The organism is Sphingomonas sp., from assembly GCF_036731925.1.
Classification (GTDB): Bacteria; Pseudomonadota; Alphaproteobacteria; order Sphingomonadales; family Sphingomonadaceae; genus Sphingomonas.
Genome location: NZ_DAINDJ010000002.1, coordinates 1215782 through 1239317, shown reverse-complemented (window position 1 = coordinate 1239317; position 23536 = coordinate 1215782). Strand labels below are relative to the sequence as shown.

The 23536-nt window shown below is 68.8% G+C and carries 22 protein-coding genes and 1 tRNA gene; 13 read left to right on the top strand and 10 right to left on the bottom strand.

All coding sequences use genetic code 11. The features are described 5' to 3' along the window. Positions 1-47: 47 nt before the first annotated feature. Positions 48-1868: an ABCB family ABC transporter ATP-binding protein/permease gene (locus V7E00_RS15370; protein ID WP_333573488.1), complete on the top strand. Its 1821-nt coding sequence runs from the start codon at positions 48-50 to the stop codon at positions 1866-1868. 54 nt (positions 1869-1922) lie between these two features. Then, positions 1923-2861, top strand: coding sequence for an alpha/beta fold hydrolase (locus V7E00_RS15365; protein WP_333573487.1), 939 nt, complete (start codon positions 1923-1925; stop codon positions 2859-2861). A gap of 2 nt (positions 2862-2863) precedes the next feature. On the opposite strand, the gene V7E00_RS15360 is transcribed toward V7E00_RS15365, so the two are convergent. Then, positions 2864-3448, bottom strand: coding sequence for a TlpA family protein disulfide reductase (locus V7E00_RS15360; RefSeq protein ID WP_333573486.1), 585 nt, complete (start codon positions 3446-3448; stop codon positions 2864-2866). Here V7E00_RS15360 and argH point away from each other — a divergent pair. The 5 genes from argH to V7E00_RS15335 are packed head-to-tail and all read left to right on the top strand — an operon-like array spanning position 3447 to position 8057. Next, the gene (argH, locus tag V7E00_RS15355; protein WP_333573485.1) at positions 3447-4823 is read left to right on the top strand and encodes an argininosuccinate lyase; all 1377 of its coding nucleotides are present in this window, start codon (positions 3447-3449) and stop codon (positions 4821-4823) included. The two genes, V7E00_RS15360 and argH, sit on opposite strands and share 2 nt — an antisense overlap. Further along, the gene (locus V7E00_RS15350; protein ID WP_333573484.1) at positions 4820-5065 is read left to right on the top strand and encodes a hypothetical protein; all 246 of its coding nucleotides are present in this window, start codon (positions 4820-4822) and stop codon (positions 5063-5065) included. Before argH ends, V7E00_RS15350 begins: the two co-directional genes overlap by 4 nt. 33 nt (positions 5066-5098) lie before the next feature. Then, complete coding sequence (gene lysA / locus V7E00_RS15345) at positions 5099-6358, top strand: diaminopimelate decarboxylase (protein WP_333573483.1); 1260 nt, start codon at positions 5099-5101, stop codon at positions 6356-6358. Beyond that, positions 6355-7110, top strand: coding sequence for a precorrin-2 dehydrogenase/sirohydrochlorin ferrochelatase family protein (locus V7E00_RS15340; RefSeq protein WP_333573482.1), 756 nt, complete (start codon positions 6355-6357; stop codon positions 7108-7110). The genes lysA and V7E00_RS15340 overlap by 4 nt, the downstream gene beginning before the upstream one ends. After that, a complete protein-coding gene (locus V7E00_RS15335) occupies positions 7107-8057 on the top strand; it encodes a zinc transporter ZntB (RefSeq protein WP_333573481.1) in 951 nt (316 codons plus the stop codon). Before V7E00_RS15340 ends, V7E00_RS15335 begins: the two co-directional genes overlap by 4 nt. A gap of 111 nt (positions 8058-8168) precedes the next feature. Here the strand turns inward: V7E00_RS15335 and V7E00_RS15330 are convergent, their stop codons facing one another. The 4 genes from V7E00_RS15330 to V7E00_RS15315 form a co-directional block, all read right to left on the bottom strand. Then, positions 8169-8705, bottom strand: coding sequence for an NADPH-dependent FMN reductase (locus V7E00_RS15330; RefSeq protein WP_333573480.1), 537 nt, complete (start codon positions 8703-8705; stop codon positions 8169-8171). Positions 8706-8755: 50 nt separating this feature from the next. Further along, a complete protein-coding gene (locus V7E00_RS15325) occupies positions 8756-10096 on the bottom strand; it encodes a M28 family metallopeptidase (protein ID WP_333573479.1) in 1341 nt (446 codons plus the stop codon). A gap of 80 nt (positions 10097-10176) precedes the next feature. Beyond that, positions 10177-12774, bottom strand: a complete 2598-nt coding sequence (locus V7E00_RS15320; protein WP_333573478.1) for a TonB-dependent receptor — start codon at positions 12772-12774, stop codon at positions 10177-10179. A gap of 168 nt (positions 12775-12942) precedes the next feature. Further along, positions 12943-13029, bottom strand: a tRNA-Leu gene (locus tag V7E00_RS15315). Positions 13030-13158: 129 nt separating this feature from the next. Between V7E00_RS15315 and V7E00_RS15310 the strand changes: the two genes are divergently transcribed. Continuing rightward, positions 13159-14517: an MATE family efflux transporter gene (locus V7E00_RS15310; RefSeq protein ID WP_333573477.1), complete on the top strand. Its 1359-nt coding sequence runs from the start codon at positions 13159-13161 to the stop codon at positions 14515-14517. Here the strand turns inward: V7E00_RS15310 and V7E00_RS15305 are convergent. Further along, positions 14489-15193, bottom strand: coding sequence for a zinc-ribbon domain-containing protein (locus V7E00_RS15305; RefSeq protein WP_333573476.1), 705 nt, complete (start codon positions 15191-15193; stop codon positions 14489-14491). The two genes, V7E00_RS15310 and V7E00_RS15305, sit on opposite strands and share 29 nt — an antisense overlap. A 166-nt stretch (positions 15194-15359) precedes the next feature. Here V7E00_RS15305 and ftsE point away from each other — a divergent pair, with 166 nt between their 5' ends. Genes ftsE through V7E00_RS15285 form a run of 4 tightly spaced genes read left to right on the top strand, consistent with a single transcriptional unit; the run spans position 15360 to position 18161 of the window. Beyond that, entirely contained in the window at positions 15360-16061 is a 702-nt protein-coding gene (gene ftsE / locus V7E00_RS15300; protein WP_333573475.1) for a cell division ATP-binding protein FtsE, read from the top strand. Continuing rightward, the gene (locus tag V7E00_RS15295) at positions 16058-16942 is read left to right on the top strand and encodes a cell division protein FtsX (protein WP_333573474.1); all 885 of its coding nucleotides are present in this window, start codon (positions 16058-16060) and stop codon (positions 16940-16942) included. Before ftsE ends, V7E00_RS15295 begins: the two co-directional genes overlap by 4 nt. Then, positions 16939-17478 carry a YdcF family protein gene (locus tag V7E00_RS15290; protein WP_333573473.1) on the top strand — a complete coding sequence of 180 codons (540 nt, stop codon included), beginning with the start codon at positions 16939-16941 and terminating at the stop codon, positions 17476-17478. The genes V7E00_RS15295 and V7E00_RS15290 overlap by 4 nt, the downstream gene beginning before the upstream one ends. After that, entirely contained in the window at positions 17478-18161 is a 684-nt protein-coding gene (locus V7E00_RS15285) for a lysophospholipid acyltransferase family protein (protein WP_333573472.1), read from the top strand. Before V7E00_RS15290 ends, V7E00_RS15285 begins: the two co-directional genes overlap by 1 nt. A gap of 9 nt (positions 18162-18170) precedes the next feature. On the opposite strand, the gene V7E00_RS15280 is transcribed toward V7E00_RS15285, so the two are convergent. The 4 genes from V7E00_RS15280 to crtY all read right to left on the bottom strand — a co-directional run bounded on the left by V7E00_RS15280 (position 18171) and on the right by crtY (position 22505). Then, positions 18171-19094 (bottom strand): phytoene/squalene synthase family protein, encoded by a 924-nt coding sequence (locus V7E00_RS15280; RefSeq protein WP_333573471.1) that lies wholly within the window; start codon positions 19092-19094, stop codon positions 18171-18173. Next, entirely contained in the window at positions 19094-19675 is a 582-nt protein-coding gene (locus V7E00_RS15275) for a TIGR00730 family Rossman fold protein (RefSeq protein ID WP_333573470.1), read from the bottom strand. Before V7E00_RS15275 ends, V7E00_RS15280 begins: the two co-directional genes overlap by 1 nt. 191 nt (positions 19676-19866) lie before the next feature. After that, complete coding sequence (locus V7E00_RS15270) at positions 19867-21348, bottom strand: phytoene desaturase (RefSeq protein ID WP_333573469.1); 1482 nt, start codon at positions 21346-21348, stop codon at positions 19867-19869. After that, complete coding sequence (gene crtY / locus V7E00_RS15265; RefSeq protein WP_333573468.1) at positions 21348-22505, bottom strand: lycopene beta-cyclase CrtY; 1158 nt, start codon at positions 22503-22505, stop codon at positions 21348-21350. Before crtY ends, V7E00_RS15270 begins: the two co-directional genes overlap by 1 nt. 198 nt (positions 22506-22703) lie before the next feature. Between crtY and V7E00_RS15260 the strand changes: the two genes are divergently transcribed. Continuing rightward, positions 22704-23498, top strand: a complete 795-nt coding sequence (locus V7E00_RS15260; RefSeq protein ID WP_333573467.1) for a PEPxxWA-CTERM sorting domain-containing protein — start codon at positions 22704-22706, stop codon at positions 23496-23498. Positions 23499-23536 lie beyond the last annotated feature (38 nt).

The following is a 23536-nucleotide window of genomic DNA, read 5'->3' as shown; positions in this document are numbered from 1 at the left end:
GCCGTTCCCGCGTTGCATGATGTGCAAGCGCGCCCCAAATGGGGACGATGCCTCCCGATACACCGTCCTCCGGGCCCGAGCGGCCGATGCTCGGCACGATGAAGCGCTTCCTGCCGTATCTGTGGCCGCGCCATGCGCCCGGGCTGCGGATCCGCATCGTGCTCGCCCTGCTGCTGGTGCTCTGCTCGAAGCTGGTGCAGGTCTATGGCGCGCCCTTTGCCCTGCAGGGCGCGATCGACCGCATGGCCTCCGGCCCGCGCGACGCGGTGTGGCTGATCGTGGCACTCGTCACCGGCTATGCCGCCGCGCGGCTGGGCACGGTGCTGTTCGACAATCTGCGCAACGCGGTGTTCGAGCGGGTGGGGCAGGATGCGACCCGGCGGCTCGCCTCCGACGTGTTCCGCCATCTCCACCAGTTGTCCCTGCGCTTTCACCTCAACCGTCGCACCGGCGCGGTGACCAAGGTTGTCGAGCGCGGCACCAAGAGCATCGACACGATGCTCTACTTTCTGCTGTTCAACATCGCCCCAACGATCCTCGAGCTGGGCATGGTGCTCGGCATCTTCGGCACCCGCTTCGGCTGGTGGCTGGTCGCCGGCACGCTGGCGATGGTGGTGATCTACATCGCCTTCACCCGCTGGGTGACCGACTGGCGCTCCAAGCTGCGCGAGCAGATGAACGACCTCGATACCGGCGCCGTCGCGCATGCGGTCGATTCGCTGCTCAACTTCGAGACCGTCAAATATTTCAACGCCGAAGCCCGTGAGAGCGCGCGCTACGACAAGGCGATGACGGCGTATATGAACGCCGCCGTCACCAGCGAGAATTCGCTCGCCTGGCTCAATATCGGCCAGGCGGTGATCACCAACCTGATGCTCGCCGCGGGGATGGCACTGGTGGTGTTCGGCTGGTCGACCGGCCGGTTCACGCCGGGCGACGTGGTGCTGGTGTCGACGCTGCTCAGCCAGCTGTTCCGCCCGCTCGACATGCTCGGCTGGGTCTATCGCACGATCCGCCAGGGCGTGATCGACATGGGCGCGATGTTCGACCTGCTCGATACCGGCGCCGAGGTGAAGGACGCCGCCGAAGCGCATCCCCTGGCCATCCAGCAGGGCCATGTGCGCTTCGAGGGCGTGCAGTTCGGCTATGACGCCGATCGCCAGATCCTGAAGGGGATCGATCTCGACATTCCGGCGGGCGCCACCGTCGCGGTGGTTGGCCCCTCGGGGGCGGGCAAGTCGACCCTCGCGCGCCTAATGTACCGCTTCTACGACGTGACCGGCGGCCGCATCACCATCGACGGGCAGGACATCCGCGACGTTACCCAGGCGAGTCTGCGCGCCGCGATCGGGATCGTGCCGCAGGACACGGTGCTGTTCAACGAGACGATCGGCTACAACATCGCCTACGGCCGCGAGGGCGCGACGCCGGAGGAGATCGCCGAGGCGGTTCGCGGCGCGTCGATCGCGGCCTTCATCCAGGCGCTTCCCGATGGGCTCGATACCCGGGTAGGCGAGCGCGGGCTCAAGCTCTCCGGCGGCGAGAAGCAGCGGGTGGCGATCGCCCGCACGCTGGTGAAGAACCCGCCGATCCTGATCCTAGACGAGGCGACCAGCGCGCTCGACAGCCGCACCGAGGCGGACATCCAGGCGACGCTCGAGTCGATCGAGCAGGGCCGCACCACCATCGTCATCGCGCACCGGCTGTCGACCGTGGTCCATGCCGACCGGATCGTCGTGCTGGAGGCGGGCCGCGTGGTGGAGCAGGGCACCCATGCCGAGCTGCTGCGGCAGAACGGTATCTACGCCGAGATGTGGGCCCGCCAGGCGCAGGAGCGCGAGGAAGGCGAGGCCCCGGTCGCGGAGTGAAGCCTTTCCCCGTGCGGCCGGTTATACCGGAGGAGCAACAAGGGGATTGTGCAGATGCTGATACCGTTCGGACTGGCGGGCGTGGGCGTACTCGGGCTGGCCGGCTGGTCGGCCTGGGCGGGGCGCAAGGCCGAGGAGATGGTGCCGGCCGACGGACGCTTCGTCGATGTCGACGGTGCACGCATGCACGTCGTCGAGCTGGGGCCGAAGGATGCGACCGGGCCGGCAATCGTGATGATCCACGGGCTGATGGCGCAGCTGCGCAACTTCAGCCATTCGCTCGCCGGCCGGATGGCGGAGGACCATCGGGTGGTTCTGGTCGACCGTCCAGGCTGGGGGCATTCGCGGCTCACCGGGCCGCGCCCCGACCTTGCCGGCCAGGGCCGGATGATCGCGCAGTTGATCGAGACCTTGGGATTGGAGAAGCCGCTGGTCGTCGGCCATTCGATGGGCGGGGCGGTGTCGCTCGCGCTCGCCACCGAGCGGCCCGAGGTGCCCGGCGCACTGGCGCTGATCGCGCCGCTGACCCAAATCGTCCACGAGGCGCCGGCGGTGTTTCGCGGGCTGATGGCGCCCGCCCTGCTGCGCGCGCCGATCGCTTGGACGATCGCGGTGCCGATGGCGGTGGCGATGGGCAGGCGCGGCGCCGAGGCGGTGTTCGCGCCCGATCCGGTGCCGGCCGATTTCGCCACGGCGGGCGGCGGGGTGCTGTCGGCACGGTCGTCGGCCTATCAGATGGGCAGCTTCGAGATCCGCATGGCGGAACGGGCGATGCCGCCGCTGGTCGCGCGCTACGGCGAAATCCTGGTGCCGGTGTCCATCCTCTACGGCCGACAGGATGCGCTGCTCGATCCGGCGCTGCATGGCGAGCGGACCGCAGCGGAAATCGTCGGGGCCAAGCTGAGGCTGATCGATGGCGGCCACATGCTGCCGCTCACCCATGCCGACGAGACCGAGGCGTGGCTGCGTGCGGTGCTGGCCCAGATGGGCTGAGCTTACTTCGCCTCGGCGATCAGCTTGGCGGCTTCCGCGCCCGCCCAATCGAAGTCGCCGGCGACGCGCCACACTTCCTTGCCGGTCGAATCGTAGAGGATCGTCGTCGGCAGGTTGGTGCCCATCTGCACGCTGAATGCGGTGTCGGTATCCAGATAGGGCTGGAGGTTCTTGTAGCCGTTCTTCTGGAAGAAGGGGCCGACGACCTCCATCCCCTTCAGATCCTGGCTGAGCGGCAGCACGACGAGCTTGTCGCCCATCTTGCCCGCCAGCGCATCCAGCGTCGGCATCTCCTTGATGCACGGCACGCACCAGGTTGCCCACAGGTTGAGCAGCACCGGCTTGCCCTTGAAGGCGGCGAGGGTCGTCTTCTTGCCGGCCGTGTCGGTGAAGCCGATCGTCGGTGCTGCCTCGCCCTTGTGGCTGCGGTCGACCGTGCCGCCCGGCGCGGGCGCAGCGGCGTTTGCCAGGGCTGAAGTTTCGTTCGCTTGCTGAGAAGGCTGCGATTGCTTATCGCACGCGCCCAGTGCGAGGGCGCCCAGAAGGAGAAGACCGATCACCGAGCGCAAGGACAGCTCCAATTCCATGTGGGGAGGGCGCTTCGCCGAAGGCCCGTCCGCGGTGATGCGCGAGATAAACGCCTCGATCCCCTTCGACAAGCGGATGTGGCAGCAGGATCTGCGCGGCTCCAAGGCGCATGTCGCGATGCTGGGCCAGCAGGGGATCGTCGGAGCCGAGGACGCAGCGACCATTAGCGCGGGCCTGGATCAGGTCGCCGAGGAGTTCGCCGCCAACGGCGTGCCCGAGGATCTGGCGCTCGAAGACATCCACATGCTTTCCGAGAGCCGGCTGGCGGAAAAGATCGGTCCCGTCGCGGGTCGCCTCCACACCGCGCGCTCGCGCAACGACCAGGTCGCGACCGACTTCCGCCTCTGGGTGCGCGATGCGATCGACCAGGCCGATGCGGCGCTGGGCGCGCTGCAGGACGCGCTGCTGGCGCGTGCCGAGCAGCATGCCGACAGCGTGATGCCGGGCTTCACCCATCTTCAGGTCGCGCAGCCGGTGACGCTGGGCCACCACCTGATGGCCTATTTCGAGATGTTCGCCCGCGATCGCTCGCGGCTCAAGGACGCGCGGGCCCGCATGAACCTGTGCCCGCTGGGCTCGGCGGCGCTGGCCGGCACCGGCTTCAACCTCGATCGCGAGGCGACGGCACACGCGCTCGGCTTCGACGGGCCCACGCGCAACTCGCTCGACTCGGTCTCGGACCGTGACTTCGCGCTCGATTACCTCACCGCCGCGGCGCAGTGCAGCCTGCACCTCAGCCGCTTGGCCGAGGAATTCGTGATCTGGGCGAGCCAGCCCTTCGGCTTCGTGGCGCTGTCCGACCAATGGTCGACCGGCAGCTCGATCATGCCGCAGAAGCGCAATCCCGATGCGGCCGAGCTGGTCCGCGGGCATTCGGGGCGGATCAGCGGCGCGCTGTTCAGCCTGATGATGACGATGAAGGGGCTGCCGCTCGCCTATTCAAAGGACATGCAGGACGACAAGCCGCCGGTGTTCGAAGCGCACGACCTGCTCGGCCTCAGCATCGCGGCGATGACCGGCATGGTCGAGAGCGCGACCTTCCGGCTGGAGCGGATGCGCGCGGCGGCGGAGGCCGGCTTCTCGACCGCGACCGACCTGGCCGACTGGCTGGTGCGCGAAGGCGGCATCCCGTTCCGCGAGGCGCACCACATCACCGGCCGTGCGGTGGCGAAGGCCGAAGCCGAGGGCATCCGGCTCGACCAGCTGCCGATCGATGCGCTCCAGGAAATCGATGCGCGGATCGACGAACGCGTGTACGGCGTTCTCAGCGTCGACGCATCGGTGAACAGCCGTACCAGCTTCGGCGGCACGGCACCGTCGCGCGTTCGCGCGGCGATAGCAGCGGCTCGGAAGGGTCGTGAGGAGGAAGCATGAGGAAGCGACTGCTGCTCGTCGTACCTGCCCTGGGGCTGGCACTGAGCGGTTGCGGCGTGCGCGAGGCTCTTGCCCCGCCGCCGGGGGCATCGCTGCCGGTGGCGCCGTACGGCGCCGCGGCGACGCCCACGCCTCCCGATCTTCTCAAACCCACGGCGCAGACCCGCCCGTCCCGCAGCGACGACCTGATCCAGGCGTCCGAAGCGCGGCGGAGCGACGAGTTCGACCTGCCACCCAACTGATTTTGGCGGCCACACGCGCCGCACCAGAGGCTCATGACCGATTTCTCGATGATCGACGGCGAACTGCACGTCGAATCGCTGCCCCTCGCGCGCATCGCCGCCGAAGTGGGTACGCCCGTCTATGTCTATTCCACCGAACGCTTCCAGGCCAATGCCCGCGCCTTTCGCGACGCGCTGAAGCCGCTGGGCCGCATTCACCTCGCCTTCGCGATCAAGGCCAATCCCAATCTCGCGGTGCTCAAGCTGCTGGCGAACGAGGGCTTCGGCGCCGATGTCGTCTCGGGCGGCGAAATGGCGCGGGCGCTGGCGGCGGGCGTCGCGCCCAAGGACATCGTCTTTTCGGGCGTCGGCAAGACCCGGCGTGAGCTGGTGAAGGGGCTGGAGGCCGGGATCGGCCAGTTCAATCTCGAACTGGTCGAGGAAGGCGAAGTGCTGGCGGCGCTGGCGGCCGAGCGCGGCCTCACTGCGCGGGCGGCGCTGCGGGTGAATCCCGATGTCGATGCCGGCACGCACGAGAAGATCTCGACCGGCAAGGCGGAGAACAAGTTCGGCCTGCCGATCGGCGAGGCGCCGGCGATCTTCGATCGGTTGGGCAAGCTGCCCGGCCTCGATCTGCACGGCATCGCGGTGCATATCGGCAGCCAGCTGCTCGGCCTCGCGCCGCTGGAAGCCGCGTTCGAGCGCGTCGGCCGGCTGCTCGCCGAGCTGCGCGGCAATGGCCACACCATCACCCATGTCGATCTCGGCGGCGGGCTGGGCGTCGCCTACCGCCCCGGCGAGGTGCCGCCGACCCCCGAAGCCTATGCCGAGATGGTCGCGCGGGTGACGAAGGACTGGGACGTCGAACTGATGTTCGAGCCCGGCCGCACCATTGCCGGCAGCGCGGGCGTGCTGGTCACCGAAGTGCTGTGGGTGAAGCCTGGGCAGGTCCACCCGTGGGTGGTGGTTGACGCGGCGATGAACGACCTCGCCCGGGTCGCGCTGTACGATGCCTATCACGGCTTCGCGGCGGTGAAGCCGAGTGGGGGGCGCTTCGTGGCGAACGTCGCCGGGCCGGTATGCGAAAGCACCGACGTGTTCGTGAAGGCGCGCGAGATCGACGCCGTGAAGTCCGGCGACCTCGCGGTGCTGGAAACGGCCGGCGCGTACGGCGCGACCATGGCCAGCACCTATAACAGCCGCCCGCTGGTGCCCGAGGTGCTAGTCTCGGGCGACCGCTACGCCATCGTCGCCGGTCGCATCTCCGCCGAGGAGATCATGGCCGCCGAGCAGGTGCCGGACTGGCTCAAGTGACCCTCGCCGCGCTGCCCCTGTTTGTGAAGCTCGCGGGGCGGCCGGTGATTCTGGTCGGCGAAGGCGAGCCGGCGGACGCCAAGCGCCGCCTGCTCGATCGCGCCGGGGCGCAGGTGGTGGGCGAGGGCGATGAAGCCGCGCTTGCCATCGTCGCGCTGGACAAGCCTGAAGACGTGGTCGCGGGGCTCAAGGCGCGGGGCGTGCTGGTCAATTGCGTCGACCGGCCCGAATTGTGCGACTTCACCCTGCCGGCGATCGTCGACCGCGATCCGGTGCTGATCGCGATCGGCACGGGCGGGGTCTCGGCCGGGCTGGCGGCGGCGCTGCGCCAGCGGCTGGAGGCCTTGCTGCCGGCCAGCCTTGGCGCGCTCGCCAAGGGGCTGGGCCGCAGCCGCGCGGCGATGAAGGCGCGCTGGCCAGATGCGGGTGCCCGACGCCGCGCCCTGGCCGATGCCTTGGGGGAGGGCGGCATGCTCGACCTGCTGGCGAGCGACGGCGATGTCGACCGCTGGCTCGCGGAGGGTGCCGCGCCGCAGGCCCAGCTCGTTATCCTGCGGCTGACCTCGCCCGATCCCGAGGACCTCACGCTGCGTCACGCCCGGCTGCTTGCGCAGGCCGACCGGCTTTTCCATCTAGGCGACGTGTCGGACGCCATCCTCAACCGCGCGCGTGCCGATGCCGCGCGCATCCTCGCCCGTCCGCCCGCCGATCCCGGCGAGGGCCTGTCGCTCTGGCTGGAGATGGCGGGTTGAGCGGCTTTGCCTATGTCGTGAAGGAGGGCAAGGTCGAGCAGCCGACGATGCGCGCGGCGCTCGACCAGCGCGGCGGGCTGACCTGGATCCATCTCACCACCAATGACGAGCGTGCCCAGCTCTGGCTCGGCGGCGAGGCCAAGCTGTCGCCCTACATCATCGATTCGCTGACTGCGACCGAGACGCGGCCGCGCTGCGACGCCGTGGGCGACGGCGCGGTGATCAACCTGCGCGGGCTTTCGTCCGAGGCGACGACCGCCTCCGATCCGCTCGCTTCGATCCGCATCTATGCGATGGGCGGCTGCGTCTTCTCGGTGACGCGGAAGCCGCTGACGGCGCTCCAGCCGGTACGTCAGGAAGTGGAAACCGGCAAGATTCTTGATCCCGGCGACCTGATCGCCGCCTTCGCCCAGGCGATCACCGAGGAACTCGACCCCGTCGTTGCCGAACTCGGCGATTCGCTGGACGATTGCGAGGAGCAGATCTCCGGCCACCGCGCCTTCGAGCTGCGGCGGATGGTCAACAAGGTGCGGGTGCAGGCGATCGGCTATCGGCGATTTCTGAACCCGCAGCGCGCGGCGATCGAGAAGCTGGCCGGCCTGCCCGGCGACTGGCTGCGCGAGGACGACCGGCTCCACCTTACCGCCGCCGCCGACCGCGCCGCGCGCATGGCCGAGGAAGTGGAGAGCATCCGCGAACGGGCCGCGCTGACTCACGAGACGCTCACCGATCTGCGCGGCGAACTGCTCGACCAGCGCTCCCTGGTGATCGCGATCGTCGCCATGGTGTTCCTGCCGCTGACCTTCCTGACCGGGCTGCTCGGCATGAATGTCGACGGCATTCCCTATGCGCACGAGCCATGGGCGTTCTGGGGCGTGGTGGGCATGTGCCTGGTGATGTCGCTGGGGATCGCCGGCTATTTCGTCCGGCGGCACTGGTTCGAGTGACGGTCTAAGGGCCCGACGAAAGCCGGGATCCATTCGCCACTCCCTTGCAGCAAGCGCCGGGACGGCAACTCCCATGGGTTCCGGCTTTCGCCGAATGGCGGAGCTTGGGGTTTAGCGCCCGAGAAACTCGAAGATCTGCCCCGTCATCACGTCCAGCGACTTGTGGCAGTGCGTCTCGACATCGGGGGTCTCCACGGTGTTCACCGCAATGCCCATCGGCGTCGGCCAGCCGCGCAGCGCATGGGTGATGGTGCGAAGCGCCTGCAGCGTCGCGACGGAGGCCTGCCACCCCGCCGCAGTCGCAATCAGGCCCACCGGCATCCCGTCGAAATACACCCGGTCGTCGCGGCTGAGCAGTTCGACATAATCGAGCGCGGTTTTCACCAGCCCGGAGAGCGTGCCGTGATAGCCGGGCGAGCCGATGATCACCGCATCGGCGCTGCGCAGCGTCTCGACGAAGCGCATCACCTTCGCGTCGGTGTCGCCATGCTCGGGCTCGAAATGCGGGAAGACGATGTCGGGCCCGGTGAGCAACGTGGTGCGCGCGCCGCGCGCCTCGGCACGAGCGAGGGCGGCGGCGAGCAGGCGGCCGGTGCTGGATTGGGCGCGCAGCGTTCCCCCCAGCGCGACGATATGAGGCGTGTGCATGATCCCTCGCTAGAGCAAGCCGGCGCGGGGCGCCAGCTTGTGCGCGGCCTTCAGGGCTTGCCGCCCGGCTTCCACTCGGGCTTGGCGTCGCTGTTGGCCAGTGCGTGGAGCGGCTCGACCAGCGACTCGATCGCCCTGGTCATGAAGGGGATGTCGATGTTCGCCACCGTATCGTCCTTGCTGTGATAGGTCGGCACCACCGCCCAGCCCGAGATGGTGTGGGCGACGACGCCTTTCTTCGCGAGCGAGTAGTTGTCCGAGCGCTGGAAGAAGTTCTGCTCGGGATAGGGATCGGCGGTGACTAGCGCGCCATGGCTCTTCAGCGTCTCGCCCAGAGTCGAGCGCTCGAACCCGGTCATCATCATCGTGCCCGCGGGCAGCTTGGGATCCTGCGCGCCGATCATCTCGACCTCGACATTGGCGACGATCTGGTCGAGCGGCACCGGCGGGTGCGCACCGAACCAGGTCGAGCCATAGCCGCCGATCTCTTCAGACCCATACGCGACGAACAGGATGCCGCGCTTCGTCTTGCCCTTCGCCGCCAGCGTGCGGGCGAGCTCGAGCACGGCGGTCGTACCGGAGGCATCGTCGTTCGCACCGTGCATTACCGTGCCGTCAGCCTGAACGCCGAGATGATCGAGATGGGCGCTGAGCAGCAGCACGCCTGCCTTGGGATCGGTGCCGGGCAGCCAGCCGATCGCGTTGGTGGTGGTGCTGACGATCTGCTCGACCGGCACCGTGAGCGCGACCTGAACGTCCTTCTGCGCGGCCAGTGCATCGAATGCAGCAGCAGGCAGCACCACGACGGAGGGCTCGGCTTCGTGCGGTTCGCCGCGCAGCATGCCCGGCAGGCGCGGTTCGCCGTGCAGGCCCTTCACCATCGCCTGAGTCTCGGCGCTCTCGCGGATCAGCAGCAGGCGCGGCGTCTTGAGCGCACTGGCGGCGCGGTAGACTTGGAAGGCGGGCATGTCGCCGGTCACCAGCATCACCGGCGCGGGCGCCATCCTGGACATCGCCTTGGCCGGGGTGACGCGTGCAACGCCCTCAATCCCCTTGCCTTCGCCGATCAGCATCATCGCGCCCGGCACCGGCGCGCCGTTCGCGGTCAGCGTGATCGGCGCCTTGAGCTTCAGTCGGACGATCTCGGCCTTTTGCAGGTAGCCATCCATGCCGGGGGCCGGCTGGAGGCCGAAGCCGCGGAACTGCGCCGCGACATAGGCGGCGGCAATCGCTTCGTCGGCAGTTGCGCTGCCGCGACCGCGGAGTTCGTCGCCGGCGAGGAAGGTTTCGTGCGCACGCACCCAATCGGCGCTCACCTGCGCCTGCGCCTGCGCCGGCATCGCCAGCACGCTCATCGCGGCCCATGCCGCCAGCAGCAATCCACGCTTCATTCGCCATCCCCCGTTCGGTTCGTGCCGGGTGATGGGCCAAGCAGGCGCGGCGCGCAACCGGCGCCGCGCCTGCTTGCGGGTCAGAAGAACAGCTTGCGGATGCTGAGCCGTACCGCGCGGCCGGTGGGATCGAGCAGGTCGGGCTGGTAGTTCAGCGGCACCGCGCCGGTCTGGTCGGTCACGCGCTGGCGCGTGTTGAGGATGTTGGTGACGCCCAGGCTCACCCGCGTGCCGCGCAGCCACGGATGCGCGCGCACCAGCTTGAACTGGCGGCCAAGGTCGGCGAACAACCGCAGATTGAACGTGCCGAGATCGCCGAAATCGAGCCGGTTGGTCTGATTCAGCCCGGTATAGACGCTGGTGCTGCTCTGCCACTTGAAGCCGAGCCGCACGCCCACGCCGTCCTTGGTGATTCCCGCCTGCGCGTCGATCTGGTGCGCCGGCTGACCGCCCGCATTGCCCGCGGCATCGCCGTTCAGCAGGTCGAGGATCGGCACGCCGTCGCGGATCTTGATCTGATCCTTGAAATACCAGGTGTGGTAGAGGCTGAACTGCAGCCTGCCTGCCAGCCCGCCATTGGGGCCGCCAAAGCCGCGGCCACCGCCCGGCCGGCCACCCCCGCCAGGACCGGCGCCAGGACCCGCGCCGCCAGCGGGCGCGCCCTGTGCGGCGCCCGGCGGCGGGCCGAACAGGCTGCCGCCGAAGGGCGAGCGGGGCGGCTGGCCGTTCTGGCCCTGCCGCTGGCCGAACAGGCCGGCCTGGCCTTCCGGCGGCAACGGCTTGCCCGATGCGATCGCATCTGCACGTTCCTTCTCGCGCTGGGCGCGCAGCGCGGCGATCTTCTTTTCGAGCGAGGACTTGATCGGCACCGAAAGGTTGAACCCCCAGCGCAACTGCCGGGTGTTGTTCTCGGCGAAGTTTACCGCGCGATTGTCGATGCTGATCAGCTCGTCGGTCGCCGGGTCGCGGACGAAGCGGCTCGGAAAGGCCGCCTCGATCGCTGCGGTGGCGGCCGGAAGACCCGCAATGTCGTTGCGGACACGGGTGCTGACATAGTCGGCGCGGAACGACAGGTCCGCCGATTCCAGGGGGCGCAGTTCGAGCCCCAGCTTCATCACGTGGCGGCTCTCGGCCTGGAGCAGCGGGTTGCCGCCGGTGATGGTGGTGATCGTCACCGTCTGCCCCGTGCGATAATCGAACACCCGGGTGTTGGGATTGGCGATCAGCGGCCCGCCAAGCTGTGTGGTGGTGGGCGCATCCTCCGCGTCGGTCCAGGAGGCGAGGAAGCGCACCGGCTTGAACGGCGACCAGTTCACGCCGTAGCCGGTGGTGGTCAGCGTGCCGAAGTCCGACAGATGCTGCACGGCGACGTTGCCGTTGATCGTCAGGTCGCCCAGCGGCTGCAGCACGTCACGGCGGCGGCTGGCGATCGGCACATCGATGTTGAGCTGCGTGCTCGCGATGTTGCGGGTGAGCGGGTTCGTCGGCTGGAAGGCACCGCCGCGGAAGCTGGTGCTGTCGTAGCTGCTGAGGCTGCCGCCGATCCGCAGCGAAGTCGAGACGTCCCCGGCCGGCAGCTTGAACAGCGGGCCGCGCAGCAGCGCGTCGACATTGCCGACGTTCGAGGTCGATTCGCCACGATCGGCCGGACGGGCCAGGCCGCGCGAATCGAAGCCGCGATCGGTGATCGTCTTGCTCTCGGTGCGGTCATAGTTGCCGGTCAGCGACCAGCTCCACGCGCTGCTCCACGGCAGGCCGTCGCCGTTGAGCGTGGTGCCCAGATGCGCGGTGATCGTGCGGCTGCTGGCAGTAAGCGGGCTGGGATCGCCGGAAAGCGCGAGCGGCGCAGCGGTCTGCGACAGCGCCAGGCCTCGCAGGGCCTCGCTCTGCTGCACTTCCAGCGTGCCGTTGACCGTCGCACCCACCTTCTCGTTCAGGTTGCGCGCATAGCTGCCGTTGATCGTCAGGTCCTGGCTGGGCGAGACCAGGGTGCGATAGGGTGCCTGGTTGACGCCGCTGCCGTCGTTGAAGGTCGGCTGGACGTTGCGGTCGCTTTCCAGCAGCCCGGTGGTGCCCTGGTACTTCACGTCGAGATTGACGCGGCGATCGCGGCTGATCTTGAGGATGTCGGCCTGCACCTGCTGGGTGCTGTTGCCGCCCTGGGTCGGCACGCCGCCCTCGAGCTCGGTGGTGAGGGCGCGGAAGCGCTGGCGCAGCACAAAGTTCACCACGCGCTGGTTGGCCGAATAGCCGAACTTGAGCGCGACTTCCTCGGGCAGGATGTCGACGCGCTCGATCGCCTCGGTCGGCAGGTCGCGAATCTCGGCGAAGCTGGAGATGCGGCGGCCGTTGAGCAGCACCACCGGCATGCCGCTGCCGCGCCCGCTGCCGGTTTGCGGCGCAAGCTCGGTCAGCAGGTCGGCAACGGACGATACCGCATAGGCGCGGATATCAGCCTGGTTGAGCGTGATCTCGGGCGGAATGTCGCCCTTGACCGAGCCGCGCGGCTCGCCGGCGGTGATGACGATTTCCTCGCCATAGGGATCGCTTTCCTGCGCGGGTGCCTGGGCGGGCCGGCTGCTCGGCTGCTGCTGCGCTGCGCCCGTTGTTTGTGCGTGTGCCACCAGCGGCGACGCACTTGCCAACAGTCCCGCCAGGGTGGTCCCCAGTCGCTTCATCCTTGTTCCATCCCTTGTTCGAATCAGAAGCGGGCCCGAAGGCCCGCTCGTCCCTGTTCTCGGGGTACGACGCACATGTCGCAAAACTGTGCCGGATTGTCGGATGAATTGTCGCGCCTGTCGCGCGGATACGAAAATGGGGGCCGGAGCCCCCATTTGTCTTATTCATGGTGCGGTCGAGAAGACTCGAACTTCCACGGCCTTTCGGCCACAACGACCTCAACGTTGCGCGTCTACCAGTTCCGCCACGACCGCACGTGAATTTCCGCCGGCATTTCCATACCAGCGGCTGGTAAGGCAGCGGCCCCTAGCAAAGGGAATCGGGGCTGGCAACCCATGATGTGCAGCTTTCTTGGCGCAACGCATGCGCCTATGCCGCACGCCATGTCCGCCGCCATGCCGCTCGCCGCCGAAACGCGCCGCCTCCTTGCGCTCGCCTGGCCGGTGATGCTCACCAGCCTGAACTGGACGATCCTGCATGTGACGGACGTGGTGGTGGTCGGCCTGGCCGGCTCGCACCAGGTCGCCGCACTCGGTGCCAGCCGGACGATCACCTTCCCCGGGATCGTGATGGGGCTGGGCGCGCTGACTGGCATCCTTGTCCTTGTGTCGCGAGCAGATGGCGCGCGCGATTTGCGGCAGACCGGGCGGGTGCTGCACGAAGGCTTGCTGCTCGCGCTGCTGCTCGGCCTCGCCAGCATGGCCGTTCTGATGGGCTTCGCGGCACCGCTGCTCGCCGGTGTGGGCGTCGCGCCCGATCTGCTCTCGGCCACGACACCCGTCGTGCAGGTGATGGCGCTTGCCTACCCCTTCCAGCTGGTCTCGATCGCGACGAGCTTTTTCCTGGAAGGGGTGAGCCGGCCGGGGCGGGTGACGGTGGTCAATCTCGCCGTGCTGCCGATCAACGGCGTGCTCGCCTGGCTGCTGGCGACCGGCGCCTGGGGCTTTCCCGCGCTCGGCGCGGTCGGGGCCGCCGCCGCGACGGCGATCGCCTCCGCCTTCGGCGCCGTTGGCATGCTCGCCGCGGCCTGGACACTGCCCCGCGCCGAAGCGCGGGGCGTGCGGCTGCTGGGGGACTGGGGACGGGGGGAGACCTGGCGGGGCGCCTGGGCGCTGGCGAGGTTCGGCGTCGTGCCGGCGATCGCCTCGGGGCTGGAACTGGTCGGCTTCTCGATCCTGATCGCGCTCTCGACCCAGCTGGGTGAGGATACGGCCCATGCCTTCCAGATCGTCTTCTCGATCCACAACGTCACCTTCGCGGTGGCACTCGGCCTCGGATCGGCCGCGGGGGTGCGCGTCGGCAATGCCGTGGGCGAGGGGGTGCCGCAGGCCGCGGCCGGGCGTGCGGCGATCGCCGCCGGGCTGGCAGCATTGGCGACCGGCCTCCTCGCGCTGACGCTCGTGTTCGTGCCGATGCTGGTGGTGGCGCGCTTCCCCGCATCGGGCGAGGTCCATGCGCTGGCCGCGACGATGCTGCTCCTCTGGGCACCGTTCATCCTGTTCGACGGCGTGCAGGTGGTGTTCGTCTACGCGCTGCGCTCGCTTGGTGACCAGGTCGCGGCCGGCATCAATGGCATTCTGGCCTTTTTCGTGGTGACCGGCGGGCTCGGCCTCTGGCTGGTCCACGCCGGGTGGGGCGCGCAGGCGCTGGTACTCGCCTCGGGCCTGGGAATGGTCGCGGCGGCGCTGCTCCACGGCGGCCGCCTGCGCATCATCACCCGTCGAGTTCGCTCACGAAGCTGAGCTTCACCGATCTGGCGCCGCTCGGCACGTCGACCTTGGCGCCGTTGAAATCGAACGCGTTCTGCGGCTCGAGCGTGCGGATCGGCGGGGTGATCCGCCAGCTGTACACTTCGCGCCGCTCCGCATCGAGCAGCTGGATGCGGATATCCGGCACATGCTGGGCGGCGCCGGTGTCATTCAGCACCTTGCCGGAGACGATGAACAGCTTGCTGCCATCGGCGCGTGCCTGCAGCGCGACATTCTTCTCGCTGAACACCAGCGCGGTGTTCGCCCCGATCGGCAGGCCGAGCTGGGTCAGCACCTGTGGCGCCTTCCAGTAGAGCAGGGCGGCGGCACCCAGCACAACCGACACGAGTGCCACCAGCGCGGCGATCGTCCAGCGCAGGCCGCTGCGCCGGGGCGGGGCGGGCGCGTCGAAGGGGTCATAATCGGGCACGGGCTCCGGCGCGCGCACCAGGCTGGGCGGCGGCAGCGGTGCGGGATCGGCGGCAGGCTGGGGAGCGGGGGCGGAAACCACCGGCGCAGCCACGGGTGCAGGGGTGGGCTGCTCCAGCGGGGTGCCCGACTGGAACCAGCTATGCTTGCAGTTCGCGCAGCGGACCGTCCGGCCATCGGGACCGATCGCCGAATCCGGTACTTCGTAGCGCGACCCGCACTGGCTGCACTCCAAGATCATGCCCATAACCCCCTGGTACCCGCCCGACACGCGACGGACGCGCGAGTCTAGCGGGGCCGATTCGGGCCAGCAAGCGGCTTGGGACGGGCGGCGGCTTGAGCCACACCGGGCCCTGTGCGATGGCGAACCGGTACCACCGCGAACAGGAGGCCGGGCCGCACGGCGCATGGGCAACATCGTGCACTTCGAGAATGTCGGCCTGCGCTATGGGACCGGACCGGAAACGCTGTCGGACGTGAGCTTCACGCTGGCGGCCGGCGGATTCTATTTCCTCACCGGCGCGAGCGGCGCCGGCAAGACCTCGCTGCTCAAGCTGCTCTACCTTGCCCAGCGGCCGACGCGGGGCGCCGTGCGGCTGTTCGGCGAGGATGCGGGGGCGCTGCCGCGCCACCGGCTGCCGGGCTTTCGCCGCCGGATCGGCGTGGTGTTCCAGGATTTCCGGTTGCTCCCCCAGCTTTCCGCCTATGACAATGTCGCGCTGCCGCTGCGCGTTGCCGGAGTGCGCGAAAGCGAGATCGAGGCGCCGGTGATGGAAATGCTCGCCTGGGTCGGGCTTAGCGCGCGCGTCACCGCCAAGCCGCCGACGCTCTCGGGCGGCGAGCAGCAGCGCATCGCCATTGCCCGGGCAGTGATCGCCCGGCCCGAGATTCTTGTCGCCGACGAGCCTACCGGCAATGTCGATCCCGAGATGGCGGACCGGCTCCTCCATCTGTTCGAGGCGCTCAACCGGCTGGGCACCACCATCGTCGTCGCTACGCACGACATGCACCTCATCGCCCGCATCCCGCGCGCCCAGCTGATGCGCGTCGAGAAGGGCCGGCTGGTCGATCCCAGCGGCCTGTTCCGCCATCCGCCGGGGGGCGCATGAACGGGTTCCGGCAGCGCGCCGCGATCGACCTGCGGCTGCTGGGACAGGGCCAGCGCGGATGGGTGATGGCGGGCATCATGGGAATCATGCTGTTCCTCACCGTGCTGGCGGGGGCGCTGGGGCTGGGGGTGGCGCGCTCGGCCGGCGGGCTCGATCGCCAGCTCGCAGGGCAGCTCACCGTGCAACTGGTCGAGCCCGACGCCGCCCTGCGCGATGCGCGTGCCAGGGCGCTGGTCGCGGCGATCGGGAAGGTGCCGGGGGTCACCCGGGTGCATGAGGCGGATCGTGCCGAGCTCGCAGCGCTGCTCAAGCCCTGGCTCGGCGATGCCGGGCTCGATCCGGAGCTGCCGATGCCGGTGCTGATCGACGTGACCGCCAACCCCGGATCGGCGGCGCAAGTCGCTGCGGCCGCCCGCCGCGTGGCACCCGCAGCGCGGGTGGACGGCAGCGCGCGATGGCTCTCCCCGGTCCGCGGGTTGCTGGCGACCTTGTTCTGGGTGGCGATCGCGCTGGTGCTGGTGATCGCCGCCGCCACGGCGGGCGTCGCGCTGCTCGTCGCCCGCGCGGGGCTGGACACGCACCGCGACACGATCGACGTGCTCCACATGCTCGGGTCGACCGATCTCCAGGTGGCGCGCCTGCTCCAGCGCCGGATCGCTCGCGACACGCTGCTCGGCGGTGCGATCGGCACGGTGGCGGCGCTGGCGCTGGTGGCGCTGTTCCAGGCGAAGCTGGCGCTCACCGGATCGGAGGTGCTGGGCGGGGCGACGCTGGCGCCGGTTGACTGGACCCTGCTCCTGCTGCTGCCGATCGGCTTTGCGCTGCTGGCGACGGTGGCGACGCGGCTCACCGTGCTGCACACGTTGGGACGCAAGCTGTGATCCGGCGGCTGTTCTTCCTGCTGGTGCTGCTCGCGCTGGCCTGGGCCGCGGGCTTCGCGCTGTTCCTGTTCAACCTGGGGCGGCCGCTCGGCACGCATCGTACCGATGCCGTGGTGGTGCTGACGGGCGGGCCGGGGCGAATCCAGCGTGGGCTCGATGCGCTCCGCCGCGAGGACGCGAAGCGGATGCTGGTAAGCGGCGTGAACCCCGATGTCCGGCCGCGCGAACTCGCCGCGCAATTCCCTGCCGACCGGGCGTTGTTCCGGTGCTGCGTCGATCTGGGCCATGAGGCCGTGGATACCCGCTCCAACGCAGACGAGACCGGGCGCTGGGTGCATGAACATGGCTATCACAGCGTCCGGCTCGTCACCTCCGATTGGCACATGGCGCGCGCACGGCTGGAGCTGCGGCATGTGCTGCAGGGCGTGACAATCCTGGGCGACGGGGTGCCGAGCCGGCCGGGCTGGCGGATGCTGCTGCGCGAATATCACAAATATCTGGTGCGCCGGGGGGCGCTCCTTCTGGGGGTCGATTGATGGACGCGCTGCGTACCTTTCTTTTCCGCATTTTCTTCTACGGCATGTCCATTGTCATGGTGCTGCTGGTGCCGATCGCCGCGCTGTTCGGAACGCGGTTCCTCCGGGCCCACGCGAATTTCTGGGCGTGGATGCTGCAATGGTCGGTACGGACGATCATCGGCGCGCGGCTGCGGATCGAAGGCCGCGTGCCGCAAGGCCAGCTGCTGTTCGCCGGCAAGCACGAAAGCTATTTCGAGGCGCTGGAACTGACCCGGATGCTGGGCGCCCCGGCAACGGTGATGAAGCGCGAGCTCACCAGGATCCCGCTCTGGGGCTGGGCGGCACAGCGCTACGGCACGATCGTCGTCGACCGCGACGCCAGTGCGGCGGCCCTGCGCTCGATGATGCGCGAGGCGCAAAAGGCGCGGGCGACCGGACGATCGGTGCTGATCTTCCCCGAAGGAACACGGGTGTGTCCTGGCGAAACGCCGCCGCTGCGCTCCGGCTTTGCCGGGCTCTACCGGGCGCTCGACCTGCCGGTGGTCCCGGTGGCGGTGCAGAGCGGCCGCGTCTGGCCGCGCAAGGGGCTGATGCACAAGGGCGAGATTGTCTTCCGCTTCGGCGAGCCGATCCCTGCCGGACTGCCCCGTCGCGAAATCGAGGCACGGGTGCATGCGGCGATCAATGCGTTGAACGGGTAGGCCCGCGCCTCAGCGCGGCCGTGTCCACAATCCTGCCGGGCGCGGCGTCGGCGCGCGCCGATAGGCTGCGCCCCACGCCTTGGCGATCGCCGCCAGCTTCTCGCCGCCCGACGTGGTGGTGCGGCTGTCCCAGGCATGCGCGCCCCGCAGACGGACCTTGCGGGCGATGCCGCCATAGATGTCTGCCGCCGCCAGCACCGCCCAGGCGGAACGGAACGGCAGCGCCGCCGCCCCGCCGCGTGCGCTGACCTCATAGCCTTCCGCCCGATCGGCCAGACGCGTGCCGAGGATGGCGAGCGCGCCGCGATCCGCCAGTGGATTGGCGGACGTCAGCCCGACCTCGGCCAGCCAGGCCGCGGGCAGGTAGCAGCGGCCGGCCTCGGCATCCTCGCCGATATCCCGCGCGATGTTGGCGAGCTGGAAGGCGAGCCCAAGGTCGCAGGCACGGTCGAGCACCGCCTCGTCCTCGGGGGGCACGCCCATCACCACCGCCATCATGCAGCCGACGACGCCGGCGACATGGTAGCAATAGCGCAGCAGATCGTCTTCGCTCTCGGGCCGCCAGCCATCGGCATCAAGGGCGAAGCCATCGATGAGGTCCCAGGCGAAGCGGTGCGGCATGCCGGTTTCCTGCGCCACGATCCGCAGCGCGTCGAATGCCGCATCGCCGACCCAGTCGCCCGCCAGCGCCGCTGCGGTGCGCTCGCGAACTTCCGCGAGGCGAGCCTGGGGATCCTCGACCACGGTCATGCCATGGCCATGGTCCTGCCCGTCGGCAATGTCGTCGCAGCGGCGGCACCAGGCATAGAGCAGCCAGGCGCGCTCGCGCGTCGCGCGGTCGAACAGCTTGCTCGCCGCCGCGAAGCTGCGCGAGCCGCGGGCGATCGATTCGCCCGCAGTCGCGACAATCGCATCGCGGCCGGGAAAGCGCATTACAGCTGTTCGCGCCGCAGCTGCGCGATCGGCACCACCGGCTGCGCCTCGGCCATCTTGGTCAGCAGCCCGTCGATGGTAGAGTCGACCAGCAGCAGCCCCTGATGCTGCGGCCGCACGAAGCCGACCTTGCCCATATGCTCCCAGAATTCGACCAGCTTGTCGTAATAGCCGGCGATATTGAGCAGGCCGATCGGATCGGCGTGGTAGCCGAGCTGCGCCCAGCTCATCGCCTCCCACAATTCGTCCATGGTGCCGGTGCCGCCGGGCAGGTTGACGAAGCCGTCGGCCAGTTCGGTGAAGCGCGCCTTGCGCTCGTGCATCGTCTCGCAGACTTCGAGACTGGTGAGGCCCCGGTGGGCCACCTCGGCATTGACCAGCAGGGTGGGGATCACGCCGATCACCTCGCCGCCCGCCTCCAGCGCCGCATCGGCGACCGCGCCCATCAACCCGAGGCGCCCGCCGCCATAGACGACGCCGATGCCGCGCTCGGCGAGGGTGCGGCCCAAGGTGCGGGCGGCTTCGATATAGACCGGATCGGCCGGGCTGGCCGAGCCGCAATAGACGGCGATACGCTTCATTTCATGCTCCTGTGGCGGGGCTGATAGCGCGTTTTCGGGGGGAGGGAGAGGGGGTATTCACGAGTATCAAGCCCCTCCCCTTCAGGGGAGGGGTTGGGGTGGGGCTGTGTCTCACCGAGACCAACGAATGCTCTGGAATCCCTCCACCCCCAACCCCTCCTCCCAGGAGGAGGGGCTTAAGATTTGATCGATTACGCCCCGATCTCGCCCAGCATCAGCTCGGCGGTCGCCTTGGCGCTGCCGACCACGCCGGGGATGCCTGCGCCGGGATGGGTGCCCGCACCCACGAAATACAGGTTCGAAATCGCGTCGTCACGGTTGTGCACACGGAACCAGGCGCTCTGCGTCAGGATCGGCTCCAGGCTGAAGCCCGAGCCGTGATGCGCCGCCAGATCGTCGCGGAAGTCGGTCGGCGCATAGTGGAACTTGGTGACGATGCGCTCCGCCAGGTCCGGGATCAGCCGGCGCTGTACTTCGGCCAGAATCCGCGATTCGAGGATCGGGCCTACTTCGTTCCAGTCGGCCGGGAACTTGCCGAGATGGGGCACCGGCGCCAGCGCGTAGAAGGTCGAATGGCCTTCCGGCGCCATGCTCGGGTCCGACGCGCTGGGATGGTGGAGGTAGAGCGAGAAGTCCTCGCTGATCACCCCGTTGGTGTAGATGTCGTCGAGCAGGCCCTTATAGCGCGGCCCAAACAGGATCATGTGGTGCGGGATGTTCGGGAAGGTGCCGCGCAGCCCGAAATGGACCACGAATAACGACGGCGAGAAGCGCTTGTTGACGAGGCGGCTGGTTGTCCGCCGTGCGCTGCGCGAGTTGCGCAGCAGGTCGCGGTAGCTGTGGACGATGTCGGCGTTGCTCGCCACCGCATCGACCTCGACCTCGAAGCCGCTATGGGTGCGCACGCCGACCACGCGGTCGCCCAGCGTCAGGATCTCGTCCACGGGATCGCCGATCCGGACCACGCCGCCCAGCCGCTCGAAATGCCGGACCATGCCGGCGATCAGCCGGTTGGTGCCGCCCTCGGCCCACCATACGCCGCCGTCGCGCTCCAGCTTGTGGATCAGCGCATAGATGCTGCTGGTCGCCATCGGATTGCCGCCGACGAGCAGCGTGTGGAACGACAGCGCCTCGCGCAGCTTCTCGTTCTTCACATAGCCGGCGACGACCGAATAGACCGAGCGCCAGGCCTGGTTCTGCATCAGCGCCGGCGCGGCCTTCAGCATCGACTTGAAGTCGAGGAACGCCTTGGCGCCCAGCTTCACATAGCCTTCCTGATAGACCCGCTCGGAATAGTCGAGGAACCGGCGATAGCCCGCGATGTCGTTCGCATCGAGCTTGGCGATCTCGCCCGCCAGCACGGCATCGTCGTTGGTATAATCGAAGGTCGTCCCGTCGGGCCAGGACAGGCGGTAGAAGGGCGTGACCGGCTTCAGCGTCACGTCTTCCGCAATGTCGTGGCCGGAGAGGCGCCAGAGTTCCTTCAGCGCATCGGGATCGGTGATCACCGTCGGCCCGCCGTCGAAGGTAAAGCCGTCGCGCTCCCAATAATAGGCGCGGCCACCCGGCTTGTCCCGCGCTTCGATGACGGTGGTGTCGACCCCCGCCGACTGGAGGCGAATGGCGAGGGCGAGGCCGCCGAACCCGGCGCCGATCACGACTGCACGACGCATCAGCGGCTCCAGATCGCGGAGAGGGCGCGGCCTACCGGGACCGGCGGCTTGCCCGAAAGCACGCGCACACGATCGCCCAGCGTCGATTGCGCGGCGTAGAAGCGCTGGATCAGTCCTGCATCCAGACGGTAGAATCGTTCCAGCACGCGATAGCGCTCCTCAGGTTCGGCCGCCTTGAACAGCATCGCGGCGAGCATGCGATAGAAGCCGCGCTTGCGCCAGAGCGCGCGGGAATAGCCATACAGCATTTGGTGCAGCGCCTCGCCCGAATAGTCGCGGGCGTCGGCGATCAGCGCGGCGGTACGAATGGCGTCGGGGAAGGAGTAGCCGGTCATCGGGTGGAACAGGCCGGCCTTCATCCCCGCCTTGGCGATGCCGCGGCCGCCGGCGGCCCAATAGGCGGCATGATCGCCACCCATCGCCACCGGCAAGCTGCCCACTTCCTCGCGCAGCACGCGATCGACCTGCCAGCCGGCGGCATCGGCATAGGCTTCGATCCGGTCGCCCGTGGCGAGGATGTCGAGCGACGGCGTATCGCTGTAATAGGTGTCCTCGACGAACATCCGCGTCGGGCTGAACGGCAGGCAGTAGACGAAGCGATAGCCGTCGATCTGCGGCACGGTGGCGTCCATGATCACCGGCCGCTTCACGTCGTGCAGGTCGGTGAGGGCCAGTTCGGCGCCGTGGAATTTCTGCCAGCCGAGCTGGAGCGCGCTGGTGTCGCCGACCCCGCGGCAGTCGATCACGCCCTCCGCCTCGACCAGGTCGCCGTCCGCCAAGGCGACTGCCGTCGGGGTGATGTCGGCCGCCTCGCGTTCCAGCAGCAGGCCCTTCTCGCCCAGCTCGGCGCGCACGACCTGGTCGAGACGCTCGGATTCCACCGAGTAGTAGCGCGCCGGCAGGGTGCGAAAATGGCCCGGAAAGGCAACGTCATAGCCGTTCCAGCCATGGCTGATCAGGGGCGCGGCGAGCCAGCGATGCTCGGGCGCCACGTCGTCGGCGAAGAACGACCAGAGGTGATTGCCGCCGATCCGCGCCGAGCCTTCGATGAGCCGGACGGTGCAATCGGGTTTCTTCTTCCGGATTGCCAGCGCGATAAGCCCGCCGGCAAGGCCGCCGCCTACAATGGCGACGTCACAACTGATGGTTGAAGGCATGGTCGTTCGCCTAGCCCAAGCCCGGGGGTGTGGGAACCCCGCCATTGGGGAGAGCCATCGAAACGGTCGCTGGCCGGGGGCGCCCCGGCGCACGCCAAGCCGTTCATTTTCTTTTAACTATCGTCACACGGCTTGCACACTTCCGCCCTAGTGCCGGGCAACCGCGCTTGCGGTTTGTGAACTAGGGGAACCAAAGCAATGCAGAAGAAGCTTTTTGGCGCGACGCTTGTCGCCGCCACGCTGCTCGGCGCGCCGCTCGCGCAGGCCCAGGTCTCGCTGACGAGCAAGACCTACACGCAGGATTTCAACACTCTGGCGACCAGCGGCACCAGCAAGGCGCTGCCCACGGGCTGGAAGCTCGATGAGCGCGGCAGCAGCACTGCCGGTTCGGACGACGCCTATGCGACGAGCAACGCCAATGCCGGTACCGCCTATGCCTTCGGCACGGGCAGCGAGCGGGCGCTGGGCAGCGTGACGTCCGGCAACGCCACGCCGATCCTGTTCGGCGCCTTCTTCACCAACGCATTGGGCGGCGCGATCCAGTCGATCACGCTCGACTATTTCGGCGAGCAGTGGCGCCTCGGCACCGCGAGCAGCGACCGGCTCAGCTTCGAATATTCGCTGAACGCCACCTCGCTGTCGAACGGCAGCTGGACGGCTTTCGACGCGCTCGACTTCACCAGCATCAGGAACGGCACGGGTTCGGGCAGCGCGAGCAGTGCGCTGGACGGCAATGCGCCGGGCAATCGCAAGGAAATCAGCGCGACGATCGGTAACCTGCTGATCGCCGATGGCGGCGGTTTCGCCATCCGCTGGACCGATCGCGACGTCGGCGGTTCGGACCACGGCCTGGCGATCGACGATCTGACGCTTACTGCCACGCTGGCGCCCAGCGCAGTGCCCGAGCCGGCGGCCTGGGCGCTGCTGATCGGTGGCTTCGGCTTCGCCGGCGCCGCGCTGCGCCGTCGGGCGAAGAAGGCAGTTTTCGCCTGAAGGGACGGGAGGCGCCGGAATCTCCGGCGCCTCCCTGT

Coding starts and splice junctions, on each gene's coding strand:
- V7E00_RS15370 (WP_333573488.1), top strand. CDS start 48: ATGCCTCCCGATACACCGTCCTCCGGGCCCGAGCGGCCGATGCTCGGC.
- V7E00_RS15365 (WP_333573487.1), top strand. CDS start 1,923: ATGCTGATACCGTTCGGACTGGCGGGCGTGGGCGTACTCGGGCTGGCC.
- argH (WP_333573485.1), top strand. CDS start 3,447: ATGTGGGGAGGGCGCTTCGCCGAAGGCCCGTCCGCGGTGATGCGCGAG.
- V7E00_RS15360 (WP_333573486.1), bottom strand. CDS start 3,448: ATGGAATTGGAGCTGTCCTTGCGCTCGGTGATCGGTCTTCTCCTTCTG.
- V7E00_RS15350 (WP_333573484.1), top strand. CDS start 4,820: ATGAGGAAGCGACTGCTGCTCGTCGTACCTGCCCTGGGGCTGGCACTG.
- lysA (WP_333573483.1), top strand. CDS start 5,099: ATGACCGATTTCTCGATGATCGACGGCGAACTGCACGTCGAATCGCTG.
- V7E00_RS15330 (WP_333573480.1), bottom strand. CDS start 8,705: ATGCACACGCCTCATATCGTCGCGCTGGGGGGAACGCTGCGCGCCCAA.
- V7E00_RS15325 (WP_333573479.1), bottom strand. CDS start 10,096: ATGAAGCGTGGATTGCTGCTGGCGGCATGGGCCGCGATGAGCGTGCTG.
- V7E00_RS15320 (WP_333573478.1), bottom strand. CDS start 12,774: ATGAAGCGACTGGGGACCACCCTGGCGGGACTGTTGGCAAGTGCGTCG.
- V7E00_RS15310 (WP_333573477.1), top strand. CDS start 13,159: ATGTCCGCCGCCATGCCGCTCGCCGCCGAAACGCGCCGCCTCCTTGCG.
- V7E00_RS15305 (WP_333573476.1), bottom strand. CDS start 15,193: ATGATCTTGGAGTGCAGCCAGTGCGGGTCGCGCTACGAAGTACCGGAT.
- ftsE (WP_333573475.1), top strand. CDS start 15,360: ATGGGCAACATCGTGCACTTCGAGAATGTCGGCCTGCGCTATGGGACC.
- V7E00_RS15295 (WP_333573474.1), top strand. CDS start 16,058: ATGAACGGGTTCCGGCAGCGCGCCGCGATCGACCTGCGGCTGCTGGGA.
- V7E00_RS15285 (WP_333573472.1), top strand. CDS start 17,478: ATGGACGCGCTGCGTACCTTTCTTTTCCGCATTTTCTTCTACGGCATG.
- V7E00_RS15280 (WP_333573471.1), bottom strand. CDS start 19,094: ATGCGCTTTCCCGGCCGCGATGCGATTGTCGCGACTGCGGGCGAATCG.
- V7E00_RS15275 (WP_333573470.1), bottom strand. CDS start 19,675: ATGAAGCGTATCGCCGTCTATTGCGGCTCGGCCAGCCCGGCCGATCCG.
- V7E00_RS15270 (WP_333573469.1), bottom strand. CDS start 21,348: ATGCGTCGTGCAGTCGTGATCGGCGCCGGGTTCGGCGGCCTCGCCCTC.
- crtY (WP_333573468.1), bottom strand. CDS start 22,505: ATGCCTTCAACCATCAGTTGTGACGTCGCCATTGTAGGCGGCGGCCTT.
- V7E00_RS15260 (WP_333573467.1), top strand. CDS start 22,704: ATGCAGAAGAAGCTTTTTGGCGCGACGCTTGTCGCCGCCACGCTGCTC.